The sequence below is a fragment of the Streptomyces sp. NPDC040405 genome (genome assembly GCF_055595765.1).
The window spans coordinates 434,442-456,244 of sequence record NZ_JBVIVI010000005.1; the positions used below are offsets into that span (position 1 = coordinate 434,442).

Annotated in this window: 18 protein-coding genes; 10 read left to right on the plus strand and 8 right to left on the minus strand. The window is 72.8% G+C overall.

Annotated elements, in window-relative coordinates; genetic code table 11:
* The first annotated feature begins 38 nt into the window (after window positions 1-38).
* From ACZ59A_RS23200 to ACZ59A_RS23215, 4 genes are all read left to right on the plus strand, one after another.
* Window positions 39-1,679: a beta-N-acetylhexosaminidase gene (locus ACZ59A_RS23200; RefSeq protein ID WP_470961236.1), complete on the plus strand. Its 1,641-nt coding sequence runs from the start codon at window positions 39-41 to the stop codon at window positions 1,677-1,679.
* A 291-nt stretch (window positions 1,680-1,970) separates the two neighbouring features.
* Complete coding sequence (locus tag ACZ59A_RS23205; RefSeq protein WP_470961238.1) at window positions 1,971-3,038, plus strand: DUF4328 domain-containing protein; 1,068 nt, start codon at window positions 1,971-1,973, stop codon at window positions 3,036-3,038.
* A gap of 55 nt (window positions 3,039-3,093) precedes the next feature.
* Window positions 3,094-3,738 (plus strand): RNA polymerase sigma factor, encoded by a 645-nt coding sequence (locus ACZ59A_RS23210; protein ID WP_470961240.1) that lies wholly within the window; start codon window positions 3,094-3,096, stop codon window positions 3,736-3,738.
* Complete coding sequence (locus ACZ59A_RS23215) at window positions 3,738-4,952, plus strand: hypothetical protein (RefSeq protein ID WP_470961242.1); 1,215 nt, start codon at window positions 3,738-3,740, stop codon at window positions 4,950-4,952. The genes ACZ59A_RS23210 and ACZ59A_RS23215 overlap by 1 nt, the downstream gene beginning before the upstream one ends.
* Window positions 4,953-5,191: 239 nt before the next feature.
* Here the strand turns inward: ACZ59A_RS23215 and ACZ59A_RS23220 are convergent, their stop codons facing one another.
* Entirely contained in the window at window positions 5,192-6,100 is a 909-nt protein-coding gene (locus ACZ59A_RS23220; protein ID WP_470961244.1) for a L,D-transpeptidase family protein, read from the minus strand.
* Window positions 6,101-6,233: 133 nt separating this feature from the next.
* Between ACZ59A_RS23220 and ACZ59A_RS23225 the strand changes: the two genes are divergently transcribed.
* The 3 genes from ACZ59A_RS23225 (at window position 6,234) to ACZ59A_RS23235 (ending at window position 8,739) form a co-directional block, all read left to right on the plus strand.
* On the plus strand, window positions 6,234-7,808 hold the full coding sequence (locus tag ACZ59A_RS23225) for an acyl-CoA mutase large subunit family protein (protein ID WP_470961246.1): 1,575 nt from the start codon (window positions 6,234-6,236) through the stop codon (window positions 7,806-7,808).
* 224 nt (window positions 7,809-8,032) lie between these two features.
* Complete coding sequence (locus ACZ59A_RS23230; RefSeq protein ID WP_470961248.1) at window positions 8,033-8,512, plus strand: SecDF P1 head subdomain-containing protein; 480 nt, start codon at window positions 8,033-8,035, stop codon at window positions 8,510-8,512.
* 14 nt (window positions 8,513-8,526) lie between these two features.
* Complete coding sequence (locus tag ACZ59A_RS23235; protein ID WP_468049355.1) at window positions 8,527-8,739, plus strand: hypothetical protein; 213 nt, start codon at window positions 8,527-8,529, stop codon at window positions 8,737-8,739.
* A gap of 33 nt (window positions 8,740-8,772) precedes the next feature.
* On the opposite strand, the gene ACZ59A_RS23240 is transcribed toward ACZ59A_RS23235, so the two are convergent.
* A complete protein-coding gene (locus tag ACZ59A_RS23240; RefSeq protein ID WP_468049353.1) occupies window positions 8,773-8,910 on the minus strand; it encodes an SCO1431 family membrane protein in 138 nt (45 codons plus the stop codon).
* 173 nt (window positions 8,911-9,083) lie between these two features.
* On the opposite strand from ACZ59A_RS23240, the gene ACZ59A_RS23245 reads away from it, so the two are divergent.
* The gene (locus ACZ59A_RS23245; RefSeq protein ID WP_470961250.1) at window positions 9,084-10,478 is read left to right on the plus strand and encodes an amidase; all 1,395 of its coding nucleotides are present in this window, start codon (window positions 9,084-9,086) and stop codon (window positions 10,476-10,478) included.
* A 361-nt stretch (window positions 10,479-10,839) separates the two neighbouring features.
* Here the strand turns inward: ACZ59A_RS23245 and ACZ59A_RS23250 are convergent, their stop codons facing one another.
* The gene (locus tag ACZ59A_RS23250; RefSeq protein ID WP_470961811.1) at window positions 10,840-12,825 is read right to left on the minus strand and encodes a BTAD domain-containing putative transcriptional regulator; all 1,986 of its coding nucleotides are present in this window, start codon (window positions 12,823-12,825) and stop codon (window positions 10,840-10,842) included.
* 261 nt (window positions 12,826-13,086) lie between these two features.
* On the opposite strand from ACZ59A_RS23250, the gene ACZ59A_RS23255 reads away from it, so the two are divergent.
* Together ACZ59A_RS23255 and ACZ59A_RS23260 are read left to right on the plus strand one after the other, a co-directional pair.
* Entirely contained in the window at window positions 13,087-13,992 is a 906-nt protein-coding gene (locus ACZ59A_RS23255; protein WP_470961252.1) for an alpha/beta fold hydrolase, read from the plus strand.
* 105 nt (window positions 13,993-14,097) lie between these two features.
* Window positions 14,098-14,880: an SAM-dependent methyltransferase gene (locus ACZ59A_RS23260; protein ID WP_470961254.1), complete on the plus strand. Its 783-nt coding sequence runs from the start codon at window positions 14,098-14,100 to the stop codon at window positions 14,878-14,880.
* 5 nt (window positions 14,881-14,885) lie between these two features.
* On the opposite strand, the gene dnaE is transcribed toward ACZ59A_RS23260, so the two are convergent.
* From dnaE to ACZ59A_RS23285, 5 genes are all read right to left on the minus strand, one after another.
* Window positions 14,886-18,422 (minus strand): DNA polymerase III subunit alpha, encoded by a 3,537-nt coding sequence (gene dnaE, locus ACZ59A_RS23265; protein WP_470961256.1) that lies wholly within the window; start codon window positions 18,420-18,422, stop codon window positions 14,886-14,888.
* Between the two features lie 5 nt (window positions 18,423-18,427).
* Window positions 18,428-19,045, minus strand: coding sequence for a TetR/AcrR family transcriptional regulator (locus ACZ59A_RS23270; RefSeq protein ID WP_470961258.1), 618 nt, complete (start codon window positions 19,043-19,045; stop codon window positions 18,428-18,430).
* Between the two features lie 83 nt (window positions 19,046-19,128).
* Window positions 19,129-19,896: an SDR family NAD(P)-dependent oxidoreductase gene (locus ACZ59A_RS23275; protein ID WP_470961260.1), complete on the minus strand. Its 768-nt coding sequence runs from the start codon at window positions 19,894-19,896 to the stop codon at window positions 19,129-19,131.
* 108 nt (window positions 19,897-20,004) lie between these two features.
* Window positions 20,005-20,871: a helix-turn-helix transcriptional regulator gene (locus ACZ59A_RS23280; RefSeq protein ID WP_470961262.1), complete on the minus strand. Its 867-nt coding sequence runs from the start codon at window positions 20,869-20,871 to the stop codon at window positions 20,005-20,007.
* Window positions 20,872-21,063: 192 nt separating this feature from the next.
* Window positions 21,064-21,774 carry a hypothetical protein gene (locus ACZ59A_RS23285; protein WP_470961264.1) on the minus strand — a complete coding sequence of 237 codons (711 nt, stop codon included), beginning with the start codon at window positions 21,772-21,774 and terminating at the stop codon, window positions 21,064-21,066.
* Window positions 21,775-21,803 lie beyond the last annotated feature (29 nt).

The window sequence follows — 21,803 nt, forward strand, 5'->3', positions numbered from 1 at the left end:
TGACGTAGACAGCAGTACGTCGAGCGGAGGTGCCCGCCATGGGGTTGTCCGTCGGAGCCGCCAAGGCGGCCATCCTCCGCGGCGGCGTCGCCGGTGCCGCCGCGACCGTCGTCCTCATCGGCCTCGGCTGCCAGCAGACGCAGTCCACGCAGCACGGCTCGGCCTCCCCGCGGGCGCCCTCCCTCCCTGCGCGGCAGCACACCACCGGGTCGCCGGCGGCCACCCACGCGAGCACCGCGGCGCCCGCCTCGACCCCGCCCCGCACGATCCCCTCCGTCCGCGAGTTCACGGCGAAGTCCGGGCCCGGCTGGAAGCCCGGCAAGAAGAGCCGGGTGGTGGCCGACCTCAAGGGTCCGCTCGCCGACGAGGCCCGCATGATCGCCGATGAGCTGGGGCTGCGCGCCGCCTCCGGCACCCCGCACCGCGGTGATCTGTCCCTCGCCGTCGCGCCCGGTCAGGGCGGCGGCGCCGAGGGATACACGCTCACCGTCCGCAAGGGCAGCGCCCGCGTCACCGGCCCGGCCACCGCGGGCGTCTTCTACGGCACCCGGACCGTGAAGCAGGCCCTGCGCTCCAGCGGCAAGCTCCCCGAGGGCGTCATCCACGACCGCCCCGGCCGCTCCCAGCGCGGGCTGAACCTGGACATCGCGCGCAAGTTCTACACCGCCTCATGGATCGAGGCGCGGGTCCGCGAGATGGCCGACCTCAAGCTCAACCAGCTGGGTCTGCACTTCTCGGACGACCAGGGATTCCGTATCCAAAGCGATACCCACCCCGAGATCGTCTCGCCGCAGCACCTCACCAAGGCCCAGGTCCGGCGGATCGTCGCGCTCGCCCAGCGGCTGCACATCACCGTCGTCCCCGAGATCGACTCGCCCGGGCACCTCGGCGCGGTGATCCGCCAGCACCCGGAGCTCCAGCTGCGCAACGCGGGCGGCACCTCGTTCCAGGGCGACGTGGACATCTCCAAGCCCGGCTCCGCCCGGATCGTGGACCAGCTGATGCGCGAGTACGCCCCGCTCTTCCCCGGCCGCTACTGGCACCTGGGCGCCGACGAGTACCTGGCGCTCACCGTCAAGGACCCCGAGGCGTCGTTCCCGCAGCTCGTCGCCGCCGCGCACCGCAAGTACGGCGGGCAGGCCACGGTGCAGGACCTGGCCACCGGCTGGCTGAACGACCGGGCGGCGGTCGCCCGCTCGCTCGGCAAGGAGCCCAAGGCGTGGAACGACGGCTTCTTCAACGGCGGCGTCATCGCCCCCGACAAGAACATCGAGGTCGAGTACTGGACCGGCCGCACCAAGTGGCCCGCCCGGCCGCCGGTGGAGTATCTGCGCGAGGGCCGGAACGTGGTGAACCTCAACTCCGAGTACCTCTACTACGTGCTCGGCGAGCCCAACGGGTTCTTCTACCCCACCGGCAAGCGCATCTACGACGAATGGACTCCCGGCACCCTGCGCGGGACCCAGCCCGTCTCCGACAAAAAGCTGACCGGCCCGAGCCGCGTCCTGGGCGCCCGCTTCGCGGTCTGGTCCGACCAGCCCGGCGCCCAGACCGAGCAGCAGGTGGCCAAGGGCATCCGGCTGCCGCTCGCCGCGCTCTCACAGCGCCTGTGGGATCCCGGGAAACCCCCGCTGACGTGGTCCGCCTTCACCCGTCTCGCCGACCGGCTGGGGGGCTGAGCAGGAGGGACGGCCGGGGCCGCCACCCCCCACAGGAGAGGCCCCGACCGCCGTCCAGCGCGGGCCGGTGAAGGCCCTTGCTCCTTATAGCGTCGCACGCTTCGAATACGTCACACCCGCGGTGGATGCGAGACCTGACCGTTACGGGCAGGACCGGCGTGTCCATGCCCTGGGCGGACTCTGGACGGGACCGGTCGGATGCCCGTAACGTGCAGGTCCGCGCTGCGGGCGCGGTCAGGTTTATTTTCTCGCGTGGTTCCGATCGGGCCACGTCCCCAGGGGGATCAAGAAATGTATCCGTGCGGGAACTGCCGTGCTGTCGCCGTCGGCCCCGACGGTCGCTGCGCGGCGTGCGGCACCTATCAGCAGCAGCTGCAACAGCAGCATCCGGTGCCCACGACGGGCTATCCCGCGGCGCCGCCCGTGTCCATGCCCGCGGCGGGCGGCATGCCGCCCGGCGGCGTGGACCTGCGGCGCGGGATGTCGACGACGCTCACCGTGCTGCTCGGGGCGACCGTGGCCACGCTGATCCTGGCGTTCATCGCCCGCGCTCAGCAGTACGGCATCTACACGGACATCCTGGACGGCAATCTGCCGAGCGAGGACGACGCCGACAGCGCCGACTCCTTCTACGCCCTCGCACTGATCATTTCCACGCTGGTCATGCTCGCGGTCGCCATCGTGTGGCCCATCTGGTTCCGGCGGCTGCGGCTGAACGCCGAGGCGTTCGCGCCGGGGCAGCACCGCTTCGGCTCCGGCTGGGCGGCGGGCGCCTGGTTCACCCCGGTGGTCAGCCTGTGGTTCCCGAAGCAGATCGCCAACGACATCTGGCGCGCCAGCTCCCCGCAGGGCCCGCACGAGGCCCGGCGCGGGCTGCTCAACGGCTGGTGGGTGTGCTGGCTCGCGGGCGGCATCCTCTTCAGCAGCTCCCTCCAGCAGTGGACCAGGGCCCGGAACCGGGCCGACAGCTCGGGCCTGTTCGGGGCACGGGGTGCCATCGAGGACATGAAGACGGCGCTCGGCATGAACCTCTTCGCGTACGTCGTGACGATCGCCGCCGCGATCCTCGCCCTGCTGGTCGTCCGCCAGATCACCGCGATGCAGGAGCAGCGCGCCGGTCTGTCGCCGCAGGCCCAGATGCCGCCGCAGGCGCCGATGGCACCGGGCGGCGCCCCCGGCAACCCGTACGGCGCGCCCACCCAGAACCCGTACGGTGGCGGCGCACCCGGTAACCCGTACGGCGCGCCCGCCCCGTCCCCGTACGGTGGCGGCGCCCCGCAGACGCCGCCGGTCGTCCCGCAGGCCCCGCCCGCCCCGCCGTCCGGCCCGCCCGCCGGGTCGCCGTACGGGCAGGGCTAGCGCGCCGCCCGGCATCGCTGGACCGAGATTTCTCCGAGTGGGGCAGGAAGAGAGCGTGCAGGGGGACGACGCGGAGCTGACCGCCGCGGTGAACGCGGCGCAGGCAGGGGACGAGATCGCCTTCCGTACCGTGTACCGGTGCGTGCACCCCCGCCTGCTCGGCTACGTACGCACCCTGGTCGGTGACGCCGACGCGGAGGACATCACCTCCGAGTCCTGGCTTCAGATCGCCCGCGACCTCGGACGGTTCGACGGAGACGCCGACCGCTTCCGCGGCTGGGCCGCCCGCATCGCCCGCAACCGCGCCCTCGACCACATACGGATGCGCGGCCGCCGCCCGGTCATCGGCGGCGACGAGACCGAGCTGGAGAGCCGGGCGGCCGACACCGACACCGCCGGTGAGGCGCTGGAGGCGCTCGGCACCGGCCGCGCGCTCAGCCTCATCGCCCAGCTCCCGCAGGACCAGGCGGAGGCGGTGGTGCTGCGGGTGGTCCTCGGGCTGGACGCCAAGAGCGCGGCCGCGGTGCTCGGCAAGCGCGCGGGCGCGGTACGGACCGCCGCCCACCGCGGCCTGCGGCGACTGGCCGACCTGCTCGGTGACACGCCCGTGCTCGACGGGATACCCGGGCAGCGCGAGACGGGGGTGGCCAGGTCCGCGGGTGTGACGGAATCGGGCGCGCCAACGCAGAAAGACATGTGATGGCCGACGACCACCGCTACAGCTGGCTGGATGACAAGGCCGCGGAGCGGCTGCTTCGCGGTGAACCGGTCGAGGGGCAGCGCGGCGCCCCCGACGACCGGAGCGATCGGCCGCACCCGGAAGCGGAACGGCTGGCGGCCGTGCTCACCGCCGTGGCCGAGGCGGCCCGCCGCGCGGACGACGCCGGTAGCGCACCGCTCCCCGGCGAGGAGGCGGCGGTGGCCGCGTTCCGCGCCGCGCACGCCAAGCCGACGCTGGTCGGCGATTCCGTAGAAGGCCAGGTCGGCGACAAGTCAACGCGCATAGCGCGAGCGGCCGATGTCGGCCTCTCCGCTGCCGCTGTCGGTGCCGCTTCCGCTGCCGCTGCCGGTGGTGAGCGGCGGACCGGCTGGCGCGGGATGCGGCGTCCGCTGCGCGCGGGCATGGTGGCCGCGGTGGCGGGCTGCGCGCTCAGCGGCTTCGCGGTCGCCGCGGCGGCCGGTGTGCTGCCGTTCGGGCACGGCGACGGCACCCCGGGCCCGAGCGTGTCGGACACCGGCCCCGGTGGCGGGGAGTCGGCACGGCCGGAGATCTCCGAGGACGGCGGTACGTCGACGGCGCCCGACGGCGGCGGTACGTCGGAGGGTGCCCAGGGCCGGGGCGTACCGGGCGGTGGCGAGGGCCACGGCAAGGACCGGCACGGCAAGCACGATCGGCGTGACAAGCACGGCAGGAGTGACAAGCCGGGCAAGCCTGCCAAGCCCGGGGCCTGGAAGACCGACACCGGCAACGGGCAGAGCAACGGCGACGGACAGCGGGCCCTGGGCGCCTGCCGCCGCTACCTCGCGGCGGAGGCCGGTACCGGGCCCGGGGTCGGACCGAAGGCGATGAAGAAGCTGCGGCAGGCGGCGGGCAGCCGGTCCGGCATCCACGACTACTGCGTCTCTCTCGTCGGCGGCGACCCGGTTCCGCGCAGCGGCAGCGGTGGCACCAATGGCAGCGGCGGCAGTGGTGACGACGGCGGGAGCGGTGACGACGGCGGGTCCTCCCACCCCGCGCCCCCGCCGCCGTCCGATACGTCTTCCGGAGGCGGTGACGCGACGCCGAGCCCGGACCCGACCACGTCCGGCACCCCGACGGAGACCCTGTCCGGCAGCTCGTCGGCCACTCCGTCCGGCACCCCGTCCACGGAGCAGTCAGGCTCCGCGGCACCCACGAAATCCAACGCTTCCTGAGCCACCCGGGAATCTGGTGTGACGTTTTTTTCAGGGGTGACGCTGTAAGAAACGGGCCGACTGGTCATCGGCCGCGCGGGAGCCGAGGTTCCCCCCGTACCGACGGCTCCGCGCATCGGCGCGGGCAGAGCACGTTCCCCCGGCTCTGCCCGCGCCACCTCTTCTTTGCGCCTAAACCGGCGCCGCTCTCGCGGACCGGGTTCTCGCCGTCGTGGCTCCTCAATTTGATGGTCGCGGTCCTACTTGTAGACGACGACCTTGTCGCCCGCCTTCACCTGGTTGAAGACCGCCGCGAGCTTCTTCTTGTCGCGGACGTTCACACATCCGTGCGACGCCCCGCTGTAGCCCCGGGCCGCGAAGTCGGCCGAATAGTGCACCGCCTGGCCGCCGCTGAAGAACATCGCGTAGGGCATCGGGGTGTCGTAGATCGTCGAGACATGGTCCCGGCTCTTGAAGTTGACCTGGAACAGCCCCTCCCGCGTCGGCGTGTACTGCGAGCCGAAGCGCACGTCCATGGCCGAGACGACCCGGCCGTTGATCATCCACGCCAGCGTGCGGCTGTTCTTGCTGATGCACAGCACCCGCCCGGTCAGGCACCGCGAGTCCGGCTTGGCCAGCGGGTTGGTGGTCGGCGGGTGCAGCTCGTCGCGGGTGGGCGGGGTGGTGCGGGACCGCAGGGAGGTCCAGGTGCGGCTGTCCACCGAGCCGGTGGCCGCGAGGCCCCGGGCGCGCTGGTACGAGGCGACCGACGCGCGCGTCACCGTGCCGAAGTAGCCCGTCGGGTTGCGGCCGAAGTGCCCGAGCTGGCGCAGCCGTGCCTGAAGTTCGCGCACCCGTTCGCTGCTGGTGCCGAAGCCGATGACGGGCGGAGCCGCCCGCGGGACCGTGCGCGGCTTCGCCGCCACCCGGGTGCGGGGCGGCCCGGCCGGGCGGGGCGTGGCCCGCGGGGTGTGCGTGAACGTGCGGTGCGGCCGCGGCGTCGCCGCCGGGGTGCGGGGTGCCGCGCTCGCGGTACTGGCGCCCGCCCGCGGCTCCGCTCTCGTATGTCGCTGTCCGTCCAGGGTCGCCGTCTCGCCCCGGCAGCCCGCCACGAGGGCCGCCGCGGCGGCTGTGGCGAGCGCGGTGCGGACGACCGATCTTCCGTGCATGCATCCCCCTCTTCGCCGGTTCGTCGCCCGGAATGTTGCCCGGGGCTGCCGTGCGGTGAACATCAGCGCATGCTGTGAAGAAGGCCCTGAATGGGTACAAGGGCAGGTATAAGCCACCAGAAGGCAGGGACTCATGGCGCGCGAGTCGGAGTCGGGATTCCCGATCGAGCCGGTGTACGGGCCCGGGCGCGACCACGGTGTGCTCGGCGAGCCCGGTGCGTACCCGTTCACCCGCGGCGTCTATCCGTCGATGTACACGGGCCGTCCGTGGACGATGCGTCAGTACGCGGGGTTCGGCACCGCCGCCGAGTCCAACGCCCGCTACCGGCAGCTCATCGCGCACGGCACCACCGGTCTGTCGGTCGCCTTCGACCTGCCCACCCAGATGGGCTACGACTCCGACGCGGCGCTCGCGCACGGCGAGGTCGGCAAGGTCGGCGTCGCCATCGACTCCGTCGAGGACATGCGGATGCTGTTCGACGGCATTCCGCTCGACCAGGTCTCGACGTCGATGACGATCAACGCGCCCGCCGCGCTGCTGCTGCTCCTCTATCAACTCGTCGCCGAGGAGCAGGGGGTGCCGGGGGACCGGCTGACCGGCACCATCCAGAACGACGTCCTCAAGGAGTACATCGCGCGCGGCACGTACATCTTCCCGCCCGGGCCCTCGCTGCGGCTCGTCGCGGACATCTTCCAGTACTGCCGGGCCGAGCTGCCCAAGTGGAACACCATCTCCATCTCCGGCTATCACATGGCCGAGGCCGGGGCCTCGCCCGCGCAGGAGATCGCCTTCACGCTCGCGGACGGCATCGAGTACGTCCGTACGGCCCTCGCGGCGGGCATGGACGTGGACGGGCTCGCGCCGCGCCTCTCGTTCTTCTTCGTCGCCCGTACGACGCTCCTCGAAGAGGTCGCCAAGTTCCGGGCCGCGCGCCGGATCTGGGCGCGGGTGATGCGGGAGGAGTTCGGGGCGCGCGATCCGAAGTCGCAGATGCTGCGCTTCCACACGCAGACCGCGGGGGTCCAACTCACCGCCCAGCAGCCCGAGGTGAACCTCGTCCGAGTGGCCGTCCAGGGTCTCGCGGCGGTCCTCGGCGGCACCCAGTCGCTGCACACCAACGCCTTCGACGAGGCCATCGCCCTGCCCACCGACACCTCCGCCCGGCTCGCGCTGCGCACCCAGCAGGTGCTGGCGTACGAGACGGATGTGACGGCGACCGTCGACCCGTTCGCGGGCTCGTACGCGGTGGAGGCGCTGACCGATGCGGTGGAGGCGGCGGCGGTCGACCTGATGCGGCGGATCGAGGATCGGGGCGGCGCCGTGGCCGCCATCGAACAGGGTTTCCAGAAGGACGAGATCGAGCGCAACGCGTACGCAATCGCCCGCGAACAGGAGGCGGGGGAGCGGGTGGTGGTCGGCGTGAACCGGTTCCGGAGCGACGCGGAGGAGCCGTACGAACCGCTGCGCGTGGACCCGGCCATCGAGGAGCGCCAGCGCGACCGGCTCGCCCGGCTGCGCGACGGCCGGGACCGGGCGGCGGTGGGCGCGGCGCTGTCGGCGCTGAAGAAGGCGGCCGAGAGCGAGCCGGGGACGGCCAATGTGCTCTACCCGATGAAGGACGCGCTCGCGGCGCGGGCCACGCTCGGCGAAGTGTGCGACGCGTTGCGGGAAGTGTGGGGCACGTATGTCCCGGCTGATGCGTTCTGAGGGAGATGAGGGGGGATGGTCCGGTGAGGGCTTCATGGGGGCGGGTTGCGGCGGCCGTCTGGTGCGCGCTGGCCGCGACGGCGATGACGACGGCGATTGCGGGGTGCGGCGGCGGGGGCGGGGGCCGGGGCTTCGACAGACCGGGCGGGACCGCCGCGCCGTCCTCTTCCCCGGCGCCGTCCTCTTCCGCCGCGCCGTCCTCTTCCGCGGTGCCGTCCTTTTCCGTGGCACCGCCCACCTTCGCCGCGCCGCCCGATTCCGCCGTGGCGCCGGACGCCGAGCCGCTGCGGTTCCTCCCCGTCGAGGCGACGGTCCCGGGGGCGTGCCCGAGCCGTACGGCCCTGGGCGCCGACCCGGATGCGTACGCCACGTACCGGGACGCCGCGACGGATCTCTGCTACGTGACCACGCCCGCCTCCGGTATGACGGTGCGTCCGGCGTGGGCGAAGGCGAGTCACCAGACGCTCGCGGGCTGGTTCGTGAACGTGGGTCTCGCCGACCGCGACCGTGCCCGCTTCGCGCGGCTCACGGGCGAGCTGGCCGCCCGGCAGGACCCGCGGAACCAGCTCGCCATAGTCCACGACGGCACGCTGCTGTCCGCGCCGTCCGTCCTTGAGTCCCTCACCAGCGGCACCACCCAGATCGCCGGGTTCTCCACCGCGGACTCGGCCCGGAAGCTCGCCCGGGACATCCGGGGCGGGTGAGCGACACTGGGATCATGTCTGCTCCCCGCCGCACGTGTCCGGTCTGCACCCGTGAGATCGCGGTGGTCGGCGGGCGCTTCGCCCGCCACGATCCGCCGGGCCGCCGCTCCGACTACGAGCTGGTCTCCTGCCCGGGGTCGCGGCGGATCGCGCCGCTGCTGACCACCCCGCCGAAGCTGTTCGACGGGGACGAGCCGCCGACCACGGGCCAGCAGCCGCTGTTCTGAGCGCGCCCGAGGGGGTGCCGCACTGGGTGGGCTCTAGAACAGGCCGAGCTGCGCGGCGAACATCGCCATGGCGATGGCGAGGACCCAGCCCATGGCCTGCTCCATGAGTTTGTCGTGGTCGGAGCCGGAAGGGCCGCCGGTGCGGGCGCGGTGGGCCGCGATCTCGGTCATGCGGATCGTCCTTGCTGCTCGGAGATGCTGAGTCTGCTTGGAGATGCTGAGGAGGATGGTGATGATGGTGATGAAACGGGCAACCACCGTTGCCCAGGGTGCGTGGCCACCCCTCCTCGGGTAAAGGGGGAGTGGCCTAATTCACCTATCCGTCAGAGCGAGGAGGTCCATCGTTGACCAGCGTCATTCCGAAGGGGCTGGGCCAGCAGGTCAGGGCACTGGCCGACGGCGAGGTGACCTCGCAGGCGCTGGTCGAGCAGGCGCTGCGGCGCATCGCCGAGACCCAGCCCACCCTCAACGCCTTCCGGCGCGTCCGGGCCGAGGCCGCGCTGCGCGAGGCGGCCGACGCCGACCGGCGGCTGGCGGCGGGTGAGCGGCTGCCGCTCCTCGGAGTGCCCCTCGCGGTCAAGGACGACACGGATGTGGCGGGCGAGCCGACCGCCTTCGGCTGCTGCGGCGACTTTCCGGCCAAGACGGAGGACGGCGAGGCGGTACGGCGGCTCCGGGCGGCCGGGGCCGTGATCGTCGGCAAGACGAACACGCCCGAGCTGGGCCAGTGGCCGTTCACCGAGGGCCCCGCCTTCGGCGACACCCGCAACCCCTGGAACCTCGCCCACACTCCCGGCGGCTCCTCCGGCGGCGCCGCGGCCGCCGTCGCCGCCGGGCTGGTACCCGCCGCGCTCGGCTCGGACGGCGCGGGGTCGGTCCGTATCCCCGCCGCCTGGACCCATCTCGTCGGCATCAAGCCGCAGCGCGGCCGGATCTCCACCTGGCCGGACGCCGAGTCCTTCAACGGCATCACCTGCAACGGCCCCCTCGCCCGCACCGTCGCCGACGCCGCCCTGCTGCTGCACGCGGCCAGCGGCAACCGCGACGGCGACCTGCACTGTCCGGACCCGATCGACATGCTGTCCGCCCCGGACCGCGACCCGGGGCGGCTGCGGATCGCCCTGTCGTTCAAGCCCGCCTTCACGGGCACGCCGAAAAGCCTGGACCCGGCCGTCCGCGCCGCCGTGACCCGGCTCGCCGAACGGTTCGCCGCCCTCGGCCACGAGGTCGAGGAGGCCGAGCCGCGCTACGGCGCTGTCGGGCTCGCCTTCCTGCCCCGCGCCACGGCGGGCCTGTGCGAATGGGCGGGCCGCGTCCCCGATCCGCTCCTGCTGGACGTGCGCACCCGCGCCGCCGCCCGCAACGGCCGCCTCCTGCGCGGCACCCTGCGGCTGGCCCGCGCCGCCGAAGAGCCCCTGCGGCGCCGGATCGGCACCATCTTCCGGCGGTACGACGTCGTCCTCTCCCCGACGACCGCCACCCCGCCTCTGCCGATCGGCGCCATGGCCCGCCTGTCCGGCTGGCACACCGACCGCGCGATGATCGCGGCCTGCCCGTACGCCTGGCCCTGGAACGTCCTGGGCTGGCCCGCCGTCAACGTCCCGGCGGGCTTCGCCGACCCCGCCGCCACCCTCCCCCTGGGCGCCCAGCTCCTGGGTCCGGCCTGCAGCGAGCCCCTGCTGATCTCCCTGGCCGCGCAGCTGGAAGCCGACCAGCGCTGGTACGAACGCTGGCCGTAGCCCCGGCCCGCACCCGCAGTGCGCCGCGTACAGGCCGCTACGGGCCGTCGCCCCCGGCGGCCGCCCGGCCGCTGCCGGGCCCACTGCGCGACCGGACGGCCGCCTGGCCGCTTCCGGGCACGCCGCCGCGGAAGCCGCCGACCCGGGCCCGTACGGCGTCCGGCGCACCGGCGGCCGTCGTTCCCGGCGGCCGCCCGGCCGCTCCTGGGCCCGCCGCGCGACCTGACGGCCGTCCGGCCGCTTTCGGGCCGCCGCAGCAGCGGCCGCCGAGCTGGGCCCGTATGGCGTCAGGTGCACCGGCCGTGCGCAGGGCCGGTGCCGCCCGCCGACCGGCGGCGCGCCCACGTCCCCCCGCTGTCCGCTAGCCCAGCGCCGCCGCGATGGCGGACAGATGGGCGTCCACCGGGCCCAGCGTCAGCAGGCCGCTGCCCGCGCCCGCGAGCTGGCCCGCGGCCGGGAGCAGGCGGGCGTGGGCGCGTTGCAGGACGTCCCGGTCGCCGACCACCACGGCGGCCGTCGCCTCCAGGCAGCACAGCGCCTCGTACAGCAGGTCCGCCGGGGGCTCCGGCAGGGCCCGCAGCGCGGCCCGCGCCTTGGCCGCCGCCCCGTCTCCGAGCAGTGCGAACGGTTCGGCCCAGGGGCGGTACGGACCCCAGTCCGCGCCCAGGTCGACGCCCCGGCCCGCCTCCCGCGCGGACCGTACGCCGCCACCCGCCAGCCGTACGCACAGCAGCGCCAGCGGCAGCAGGCCCCGCTCCACCCCCGGCATCCCGGCCCCCTCCAGCCGCCCGGCCGCCGCCCGGTACGCGGCCTCGGCCCGTACGGTCCGCCCGGCCGCGGCGAGCCGCAGCGCCCCGTACCACTGGGTGAAGACGCCCACCAACGGCAGCTCATGGCGTACGGCCAGCCGGTCCGCGGCGGCGGCGTGCCCGTCCGCGGCCGGGAAGTCGCCGAGCGCGGCGCGCGCCTGGAGCCGCACCAGATGGCCCAGCACCTCGTACGTCACCAGCCCGTGCCGGGCGGCCACCGCGACCAGCTCCGCCCCGATCGCATCCCGCCGCGGCGCGAGCCCGGCCCCGGTGCAGGACTGCATGAACGCCCCGTTCAGGGCGAAGACCAGCAGCGCCGGATCGTCCAGCCGCCGCGCGATCTCCTCGGCCTCGCGCGCCGCCGCGGGCCCGCGCGGGGAGCGGGTGCCGCGCATCTCCAGTGCGATGGTGGCCAGCAGACGGCAGCGCGCCGCGTCGCCGCCCGGCAGCGCGGGCACTGCGGCCAACGTGCGCTCGGCCGCGCCGACGATCCGCTCCGCCAGCTCCGGATCGTCGCTGCGGGTCCAGATCGCGGGCACGTCGTACGCGCCGATCACCCGCGCGGTCAGCTCCGGGTCGCCGCACTCCTCGGCGGCGGTGATGGCCGCCAGACGGTGCTGCCGGGCCGCCTCCAGACCCCCGCCCCCGGTCACCGCGAGGTTCCGGATCAGCCCCACCGTGGCCTCCAGCCGGGCCCGCGCCCCGCCGCCGACCGTGCGGTCGTAGACGGCGGCCGCCTCCGTCCACACCCGGGCCGCCACCCCGGGGCCGCGGGTGGGGGCCTCCAGAGCGGGGTCCTGGGCGAGGATGTCCGCCTGGAGGCGGCGCAGGCGCGGGCCGGGGTCCAGGCCCAGCTGGTCGATCAGCGTGGTGCGCGCCCGGCGCAGCACGGCCAGCGCGTCCCCCTGGCGGCCCGAGCGGTACAGCGCGAGGGCCAGCAGGCGCCAGGCGTCCTCGCGCCAGGGGTGGTCGGTCAGCTGGGCGTCGAGGTCGGGCACCGCCTCGGCGGCCCGGTCCAGCGCGAGCAGGGTCTCGGCGCGCTGCTCGACGGCCCGGAGCCGCAGTTCGGCCAGGCGGGAGCGTTCGCCACGGGCCCAGCCCGCCCCCTCGAACCCGGCGTACGCCGGACCGCGCCACAGCTCCAGCGCCTCGCCGAGCCGCCGCAGCGCCGCCGCGGGCGGCAGGGTCGCGGCGGCGCCCACGGCCGCCTCGAAGCGCCACGCGTCCACGGCGTCGGGCGCCGCCCGCAGCGCGTACCCGGGCCCCTCGGTGACCAGCAGCCGGGCCGGGGCACGCGGCGGACGATCGGGTTCCAGGGCGCGGCGGAGAGCGCCGACGAAAGTCTGTACGGCCCCCACGGCACCCGCCGGGGGCTCGTCCCACAGGTCCTCGACGAGACGGGACACCGGTACGACCCGGCGGCGGGCCACGATGAGCCGCGCCAGCACGGCCCGGTGCCGCGGCCCCTTCAACGCGAGCACACCACCATCACCCAAGGCCACCACCGGCCCGAGCACCCCGAACGCGACCCGTTCCACCGTCACCGAGCCACGGTAACCGGGCCAGGCGCGGCGCCTCGCCGACCAAGCCGCGCCCTCGAAACCGGGCCCGCCACAGGGCGGCGCCCCGCGCCACCTGGCACGGCGCCCCGCGCCACCACCGCTCGCCGCGATCCGGCCGTGATCGGCAAGGCAACACCCCCGCGCCCGCGCTGACCCGCTGCTGATCGGGGCGCGGCACCCTCGGACACGCCCGCCGAAAACCCGGCGGATCCGCCACCACCCGAGAGCAGCGCCGCCATGCCCCAGCCCCCCGCCATCCCGGGCTTCGCCCACCACCGCGTCCCCGTCGCCGCCGCCGAAGGCAACCGCATCGCCCTCAACGTGGCCGTCGGCGGCACCGGCAGTCCGGTCGTCCTGCTGCACGGCTTTCCGCAGACGCATCTGATGTGGCGGCACGTCGCCGCCGACCTGGCGGCCGACCACACCGTCATCTGCCCCGACCTCCGCGGCTACGGCGCGAGCGACAAACCGGCCGAGGCCGACGACGGCGCCACGTACGCCAAGCGCACCATGGCCGCCGACATCGTGGCCGTGGCCCGTGCCCTCGGCCACGACCGCTTCGCCCTGGCGGGCCACGACCGCGGCGCCCTGGTCGCCTTCCGCGCCGGGCTCGACCACCCGGACGCCGTCACCCACCTCGCCGCCCTCGACGTACTGCCGACGCTGGACATGTGGCAGGCGATGCACGGCACCACCGCGGCCGTCGGCTTCCACCTCTACCTGATGGCGCAGCCCCCCGGCCTGCCCGAGCGGATGATCGCCGCCGCCCCGGACGACTTCTTCGGCCACTTCCTCGACCTCTGGGGCACGGACCCCGCCGCGATCCCCGCCGACATCCGCGCCGCGTACCTGGACGCCTGCCGCGCCGCCGTCCCCTCGATCGTCGCCGACTACCGGGCCTCCGCCGGGATCGACGTCGCGCACGACCGGGCCGACCGGGAGGCGGGCAACCGGCTGCGGATGCCGGTCACCGTCCTCCAGCAGGACTGGGGCGCCGCGCTCGGGTTCGACGCGGAGGCGCTGTGGCGCGCCTGGGCGCCCGATCTGCACCACGAGACCGTGGGATACGGCCACTTCATGGCCGAGGAGGCGCCCGCCGACGTAGCGAAGGCCCTCCGCACGCTCCTCGCCCGCGGCGCCTGAGCCCCGCCCCTTTGTCGCCAAACGCGCACGGCGCGTGGCCAACTCCGGCTAGCTTGTGGGCAGATCGTCCGTACGTACGGCCACAACCCGTCAGGAGTCAGCTCCGTGTCCGACGATGTCGCGCAGCGCATCGACACCACCAAGCCGCACTCCGCCCGTTTCTGGAACTACTTCGTGGGCGGCAAGGACAACTACGAGGCCGACCGGGCGGTCGGCGACGAGATCAAGGAGATCTTCCCCGGTCTGGTCGACGTCGCGGTGGCCAGCCGCCACTTCCTCGCCCGGGCGGTCACCTGCCTGGCCGCCGAGCACGGTGTGCGGCAGTTCCTGGACATCGGGACCGGACTGCCGACCGCCGACAACACCCACCAGGTGGCGCAGCGCGTCGCACCGGACGCGCGGATCGTGTACGTCGACAACGACCCGCTCGTCCTCGTGTACGCCCGCACCCTGCTGAGCAGCACCCCCGAGGGCGCCACCGACTACCTCGACGCGGACCTCTACGCCCCGGACGCAGTCCTCGCGGCGGCGGCCGGGACGCTGGACCTCACCCAACCGGTCGCGCTCGTGCTGCTGAACGTCCTCGGCCACGTCGCCGACCCCGCCGAGGCCCGTGCCCTGGTGGGCCGCCTGATGGCGGGGCTGCCGTCCGGCAGCTACCTGGTGATCGGCGATTCCACCGCCACCAGCGAGGGGATGATCGCTGCCTCGGCGGCGTACAACGCCAGCGGGGCGGTGCCGTATTACGTCCGTCCGGTCGACGAGATCGCCGCGTTCTTCGACGGGCTCGACGTGCTGGAGCCGGGCATCGTCCCGATCACGCGGTGGCGCCCGGAAACCGAAGGGGACACGGTGGACGCGTACGGGGCCGTGGCCCGCAAGCCATAAGCCGCCTACGCGCCCCGCCGCACCGCAACCGCCGCCTTGAGGTCCGCCCAGAAGCCGGGATCGGCGGTGATCCGGTGCCCCAGCCGGTAGACGGTCGTCCGGGCCGGGCCGCGCACTCGTAGGCGGACCTCGGTGGGGCCCGGGTGGGCCTGGAGGATTTCCTTCAGGCCCAGGATCGACCGCGGCGTGACGTGCGCCGCGAGCATGTCGAGGCACAGCGGGGCATCGGCGGCGCTCAGGTCGGGCACGGCCAGTTCCATCGCCACCAGCCGGGGCACGTCCTCGCGCTTGTCGAGCCGTCCCTTGACGAGGACGACCGTGTCCTCCACGAGCTGGGTGGAGACCAGCTGATACGTGGCGGGGAAGAACATGCAGTCCAGCGAGCCCGCCAGGTCCTCGACGGTGGCGATGGCCCAGGCGTTGCCCTGTTTGGTCATCTTCCGCTGGAGGCCGGAGATGATGCCGCCGATGGTGACGATCGCCCCGTCGGCGTGCTCACCACCCGTGAGCTGGGCGATGGCGGCGTCCGCCTTCTCGCTCAGCAGGTGCTCGACGCCGAAGAGCGGGTGGTCGGAGACGTACAGCCCCAGCATCTCCCGCTCCTGGGCGAGCAGATACGCCTTCTCCCACTCGTCGTCGGGGAACTCCACGTCGAGCCCGAGGCCCGGCGCGTCACCGTCGCCGGAGCCGCCGCCGAAGAGGTCGAACTGCCCCTCGGCCTCCTTCCGCTTGACCGCCACCACGGTGTCGACCATCGGCTCGTACCGCGCGGCCAGACCCTTGCGCGTATGCCCCAGCGCATCGAACGCGCCCGCCTTGATGAGCGATTCGATCGTCCGCTTGTTGCAGGCCACCGCCTCGACCTTGTCCAGGAAGTCGGGGAACGAGCCGTAGCGCCCGGCGGCCCGGCGCCGCCGCACGATCGAGTCGACCACGTTCTGCCCGACGTTGCGGACTGCCGTCAGGCCGAAGACGATCGTGTCGTCCCCGCGGGGCGTGAAGTCGGCCTCGGACTCATTCACATCCGGCGGCAGCACCTTGATGCCCATCTTGCGGCACTCGTTGAGATAGACCGCCGACTTGTCCTTGTCGTCGCGCACCGAGGTGAGCAGCGCCGCCATGTACTCGGCCGGATAGTTGGCCTTGAGGTAGGCGGTCCAGTACGAGACGAGCGCGTAGGCCGCCGCGTGCGCCTTGTTGTAGGCGTATCCGGCGAACGGGACGAGCACGTCCCAGACCGCCTGTACGGCGTCGTCCGGGTAGCCGCGCGCCCGGCAGCCGTCCCGGAACGGGATGAACTCCTTCTCCAGGACCTCCTGCTTCTTCTTGCCCATCGCCCGCCGCAACAGATCGGCCTGGCCGAGCGAGTACCCGGCGAGCACTTGGGCGGCCTTCTGCACCTGCTCCTGGTAGACGACCAAGCCGTACGTGATGTCGAGGACTTCCCTCAGCGGCTCCGCGAGCTTCGGGTGGATCGGGGTGATCTCCTGCTGCCCGTTCTTCCGCAGCGCGTAGTTGATGTGCGAGTTCATGCCCATCGGGCCCGGCCGGTACAGGGCGGTGACGGCCGTGATGTCCTCGAAGTGGCTGGGCTTCATCAGGCGCAGCAGGGAGCGCATCGCGCTGCCGTCGAACTGGAAGACGCCGAGGGTGTCGCCGCGGCCGAGGAGTTCGAACGTCGTGGGATCGTCCAGCGACAGGTCGAGCAGGGTCAGATCGATGCCCTTGTTGGCGCGCACCATCTTCACGGCGTCGTCCATGATGGTGAGGTTGCGCAGGCCCAGGAAGTCCATCTTCAGCAGGCCCAGCGACTCACACGTCGGGTAGTCCCACTGTGTGATCGTCACCCCGTCGGTGTGCCGCACCCACACCGGGACGTGGTCCACGACCGGCTCGCTGGACATGATCACGCCCGCGGCGTGCACACCCATCTGCCGCACCAGCCCCTCGACGCCCCGCGCGGTGTCGATGACCTTCCTCACGTCCGGGTCGCCCTCGTACATCGACCGGACCTCGCCCGCCTCGCTGTAGCGCGGGTGCTTCTCGTCGGTGATGCCGGACAGCGGGATGCCCTTGCCGCCGACGTCGGCGGGCATGGCCTTGGTGATGCGGTCGCCCATCGCGTACGGGTAGCCGAGCACGCGGGCCGAGTCCTTGATGGCGTTCTTGGCCTTGATGGTGCCGTACGTGCCGATCATGGCGACCTTGTCGGCGCCGTACTTCTCGGTGACGTACCGGATGACCTCACCGCGCCGACGCTCGTCGAAGTCGATGTCGACATCGGGCATGGAGACACGCTCGGGGTTGAGGAACCGCTCGAAGATCAGCCCGTGCTCGACCGGGTCGAGGTCGGTGATGCCCAGGGCGTACGAGACGATCGAACCGGCCGCGGAGCCTCGGCCGGGGCCCACCGCGATGCCGTTGTTCTTGGCCCACATGATGAAGTCGGCGACCACGAGGAAGTAGCCCGGGAACCCCATCTGGATGATGACGTCCATCTCGTACTGGCTGAGCTTCTCCCGGTCCTCGGGAACGCCGCCGGGGAAGCGGCGGGCCATCCCCTTGCGGACCTCCTCCCGGAACCACGTCACCTCGGTGTAGCCGTCCGGCACGTCGAAGCGCGGCATCAGGTCGCGCTTCTCGAACCAGCCGGTGACATCGACCTGCTCGGCGACCAGGAGGGTGTTACGGCACCCCTCCTGCCAGGCGTCCGAGGAGTCGATGGCGTACATCTCCTCCGCCGACTTCAGGTAGTAGCCGGTGCCGTCGAAGCGGAAGCGGTCGGTGACGGCGAGGCTCTTCCCCGTCTGGATGCACAGCAGCGCGTCGTGCGCCTGCGACTCGTGCGCGTACGTGTAGTGCGAGTCGTTCGTCACCAGCGGCGGGATGCCCAGCCTCCGCCCGATCTCCAGCAGCCCGTCCCGGACCCGGCGTTCGATCTCGATGCCGTGGTCCATCAGCTCCAGGAAGTACCGCCCCTTGCCGAAGATGTCCTGATACTCGGAGGCGGCCTTCAGCGCCTCGTCGAACTGCCCCAGCCGCAGCCGCGTCTGCACCTCGCCCGACGGGCACCCGGTCGACGCGATCAGCCCGGCCGCATGCTCGGCGATGACCTCCTTGTCCATTCGCGGCCACTTCTGCAGCCAGCCCTCCGCGTACGCGTCCGACGACAGCCGGAACAGGTTGTGCAGCCCGGTCCGGTCCGCCGCCCAGATCGTCTTGTGCGTATAGCCGCCGGAGCCGGACACGTCGTCCCGCTTCTGGTGCGGCTGCCCCCACTGGACCTTGCGCTTGTGGCGCCGCGACTCCGGGGCCACGTACGCCTCGATGCCGATGATCGGCGTCACGCCCGCGCCCGTGGCCTGCCGGTAGAAGTCGTACGCGCCGTGCAGATTGCCATGGTCGGTCATGGCGATGTGCGACATGCCCATCTCGTCGCACGCGTTGAACATGTCCTTCAGCCGTGCGGCACCGTCCAGCAGCGAGTACTGGGTGTGGACGTGCAGATGCGTGAAGGGAGGCGTGGCTGGCACCGCTGACATCCCTGTCAGACGCCGGACTCGTCGGATTCAGGGCCCTCATGGTCCTCAAGGTCCTGGGCGATCCGCCGCAACCCCGCGGCCACCTCCCGCGCCGAGGGGGCATGCTCGGGATCGATCAGCCACTGCTGGGTCAGGCCGGCGATCAGGGCCATGTGTACCGACCCGACCGCGCGCGCCAGTTCGCCGTCCTCCGCGCTGTCGGTGGCGTCGATGCCGTGCAGATCCGCCGCCATCTCCGTACGGGACCGCTCGAACGCCTCCGCGATCTGCTGCCGGATCTCCGGGAAGCGCTCGGCCTGGGCGAACGCCTCGACACTGGCCACCAGCAGCGGCCGGTCCGTCGCCTCGGACGCGACGATCCCCGCCCACATCGCGTCCAGCCGCCGCCCCACCCCGCCCTCCCGGGCGGCCCCCGCCGACCGGGTGAGGACCTTCTCGCCCCACTCGTGGAGCGTCTCCAGAAGCGCCGCGTTGAGCAGCCCTTCCTTTGAGCCGTAGTGGTAGTTGATCGTGCCGAGCGGCGCGTGGGCGGCGGCGGCGATGTCACGTGAGGTGGTGCGGGCGTATCCCCGCTCCTCCAGGCACTGCTTCGCCCCGGCCATGAGCTGTTCGCGGTGTCGCATGCTGGGCAGCGTACCTCACTTCTGAACGCTCGTTCAGAACGATTGTTCAGAAGTGTTTCGGTATGAGGCCGCGACCCGGTCCGTCAGCCCCGCAGCCCCACGGGCGCCGCTCCCACGAGCCCTCCGTCGACGACGAGGTCCTGTCCGGTGATGTACGAGGCGTCGTCGGAGGCCAGGAAGGCGACGGCCGCGGCGACGTCGTCCGGGTGGCCGAGCGAGCCGAGCGGCACCTCCGCCGTGATGCCGGCCTCCGCGCCGGGGTCGGTGATGGTCCTCCGGTACATCTCGGTGTCGATGTAGCCGGGGCTCACGGAATTGACGCGGATGCCGCGCTGTGCGAGGTCGGTGCCGAGCGTCTGGACCAGATTGTGTACGGCGGCCTTGCTGGCGGCGTATACAGCGGACACGGGGAGGCCGCGGTGGAGGGTCCAGGAAGCGTTGATGACGACGGCACCGCCTTCCCCCATCAGCCCCAGCGCCTTGGTGATCGTGAAGAACACGCCCTTGAAGTTGATGTCGACGGTGTGGTCGAAGTCCGCCTCGGTGATCTCGGCGCCCGGCTTGAAGACCGCCACGCCCGCGTTGGCGAAGATCGCGTCGAGGCCGCCGCGCCACGTCTCGATCCGCCGCATGAGCAGGTCGAGATCGGCCTGGACGGCGGCGTCCGCGCGGACGGCGAGTACCCGCTCCGAGTCGGCGTCCAGGCGGGCGACTGCCGAGTCGAGGCGGGCCTTGTCGCGACCGGTGATGACGACATGGGCTCCCTCGTCGAGGAGCCTGCGCGCGGCCGAGAACCCGATGCCGCTGGTGCCGCCGGTGATCAGAACCGTCTTGTTCGTGAATCGCTTCATGCCGGTCATCCTCGGGCGGCGGGACCGGGCCAGGCAGAGTCGGCTGAACCTGGGTCCGACACCACCACCTTCGGGGCCTGCCGGCCTCGGCGCCTCGGCGCTTCGGGCTCAGGCCATCGAGGGTGTCGGCGTCTCTGGCGTCTCCAGCAGTGCCGCCAGCAGCGCCTCCGTTCCCGTCCCGGGCGCGGGGGTGTGCAGCAACAGGCGGTGGCCGGCCAGCTCGGGCAGGGGCAACGCCGTGTACTCGAAGGTCAGGGTCCCCACCCCGGGGACCTCCAGCGCCTTGGTGCCGTGGGAGGAGCTGCCCACGGGAAGTTCCGCCCAGATGTCCGCGAAGGCGGGGCTCGCGGCGCACATGTCGGAGGCCAGGCGGCCGAACTCCGGGTCGTCCGGGTAGCGGGCGGCGTCCGCCCGGAATTGGCCGACGATCTCTCGCGCCGCCTCCCGCCAGTGCTTGAGCGCGGTGCGGTAGCGGGCGTTGGTGAAGAAGCTGACCAGACAGTTGTGGTCGTGCTCGTTGCACTGGAACACCAGCCGCGCGGCGCGGTTGACCGCCACGATGTTCCAGTGCCGGTCGATGACGTACGCGGGCCGCGGCAGCCAGCCGTCGATCAACCGCCGTAGCTGGTCCGGGACATGGCGCGCGGTCGGTTCGGACCGCGGCGGGTTGAGGCCGGCGAGGAGATGCAGATGCTCGCGCTCGGCCGGGGCGAGCCGCAGCACGCGCCCGACGGCGTCCAGGACGTCGGCGGACACATTGATGTCGCGCCCCTGCTCAAGCCACGTGTACCAGGAGACCCCCACCCCGGCGAGCACGGCCACTTCCTCCCGCCGCAGCCCCGGCGTACGGCGCCCCCCGCCGGCGGGCATGCCCACGTCCGCAGGCGTCACCCGGGCCCGCCGCGACCGCAGGAACTCGCGCATCTCGGAACTGCGCCGCTGCCGCGCGTCCGCGGGAAGCCTGGATATGTCCACCGGGCCATGCTAGATGCCGACCGTCATGCCGGTCGTCACACAGGCTGCTGCGCCGTCCGGTAACGCATCGGCACGACGTCCGAGGCGAAGGGGCTCATCTCGACCATGCCCAGCGGTCCGACGCCCATCGCCGCCCGGGGAAGCGGCACATCTGTTGCCCTGGCGTACGGGGCGATCCCAGGGCGGGCCTGGTCAGCCCGAAGTCCCGCCTGCCGCGTACAACTCGGCGCGGATCCACTGGGCGGTCCGCGCGGCGAACGAGATGCAGGTTTCCTTGTTACCGCCGCCCATCACGATGACGAGCACGCCCCCGACGCGGACGTCGACGGTGTAGGACGGAGTGCCGTCGTACTCGTCACCGCCGGTTTGCCGCACGATCTCCAGCAGCGCCTCGTCGCCGAGGGCGGCAACACCCTGGGCCTCGCGGTGTTCCTGGACGGGGGCGGCCTCCGTGTCGACGGTGACGTTCGGACAGGCTTCGTGGAGCCGGCGCTGGATTTCCAGATAGCGCTCGCTGCGCCCGGCGGGCATCGACACCAGCTGTACGGTGACGATCCGGTCGTTCTCCGCGGCGCGTGCACGGTGCACGGTCTGCTGGGCCAAGGCTCCCCTGAAGCGACTCATCTCCCTGCTCAGGTCATTCCCGGCCTCGCACTGGCTCCAGTCGCCTCCCCCGGCCCAGCCGAAGTAGTGCCTCACGTTCGTCGCGACGACCTTCGCGTGCCTGCCCAACGCCCCGGCGGGCGGGAGCGCGGCCTTCAGCTCGGCTTTGGTGAAGACCCGTTTCGGGTCGGCCTCGCCGTCGACGCCGGGCGCCGTGGAGGGGGCGCCCGTCGCGGAAGGACGCCCCGCACCAGACGGGCCCTCCGTGTTCGCGCACCCGGTGAGAAGGACCGTCAGCATGACGGCGTGGCCTGCTATTCCCGCGCGTA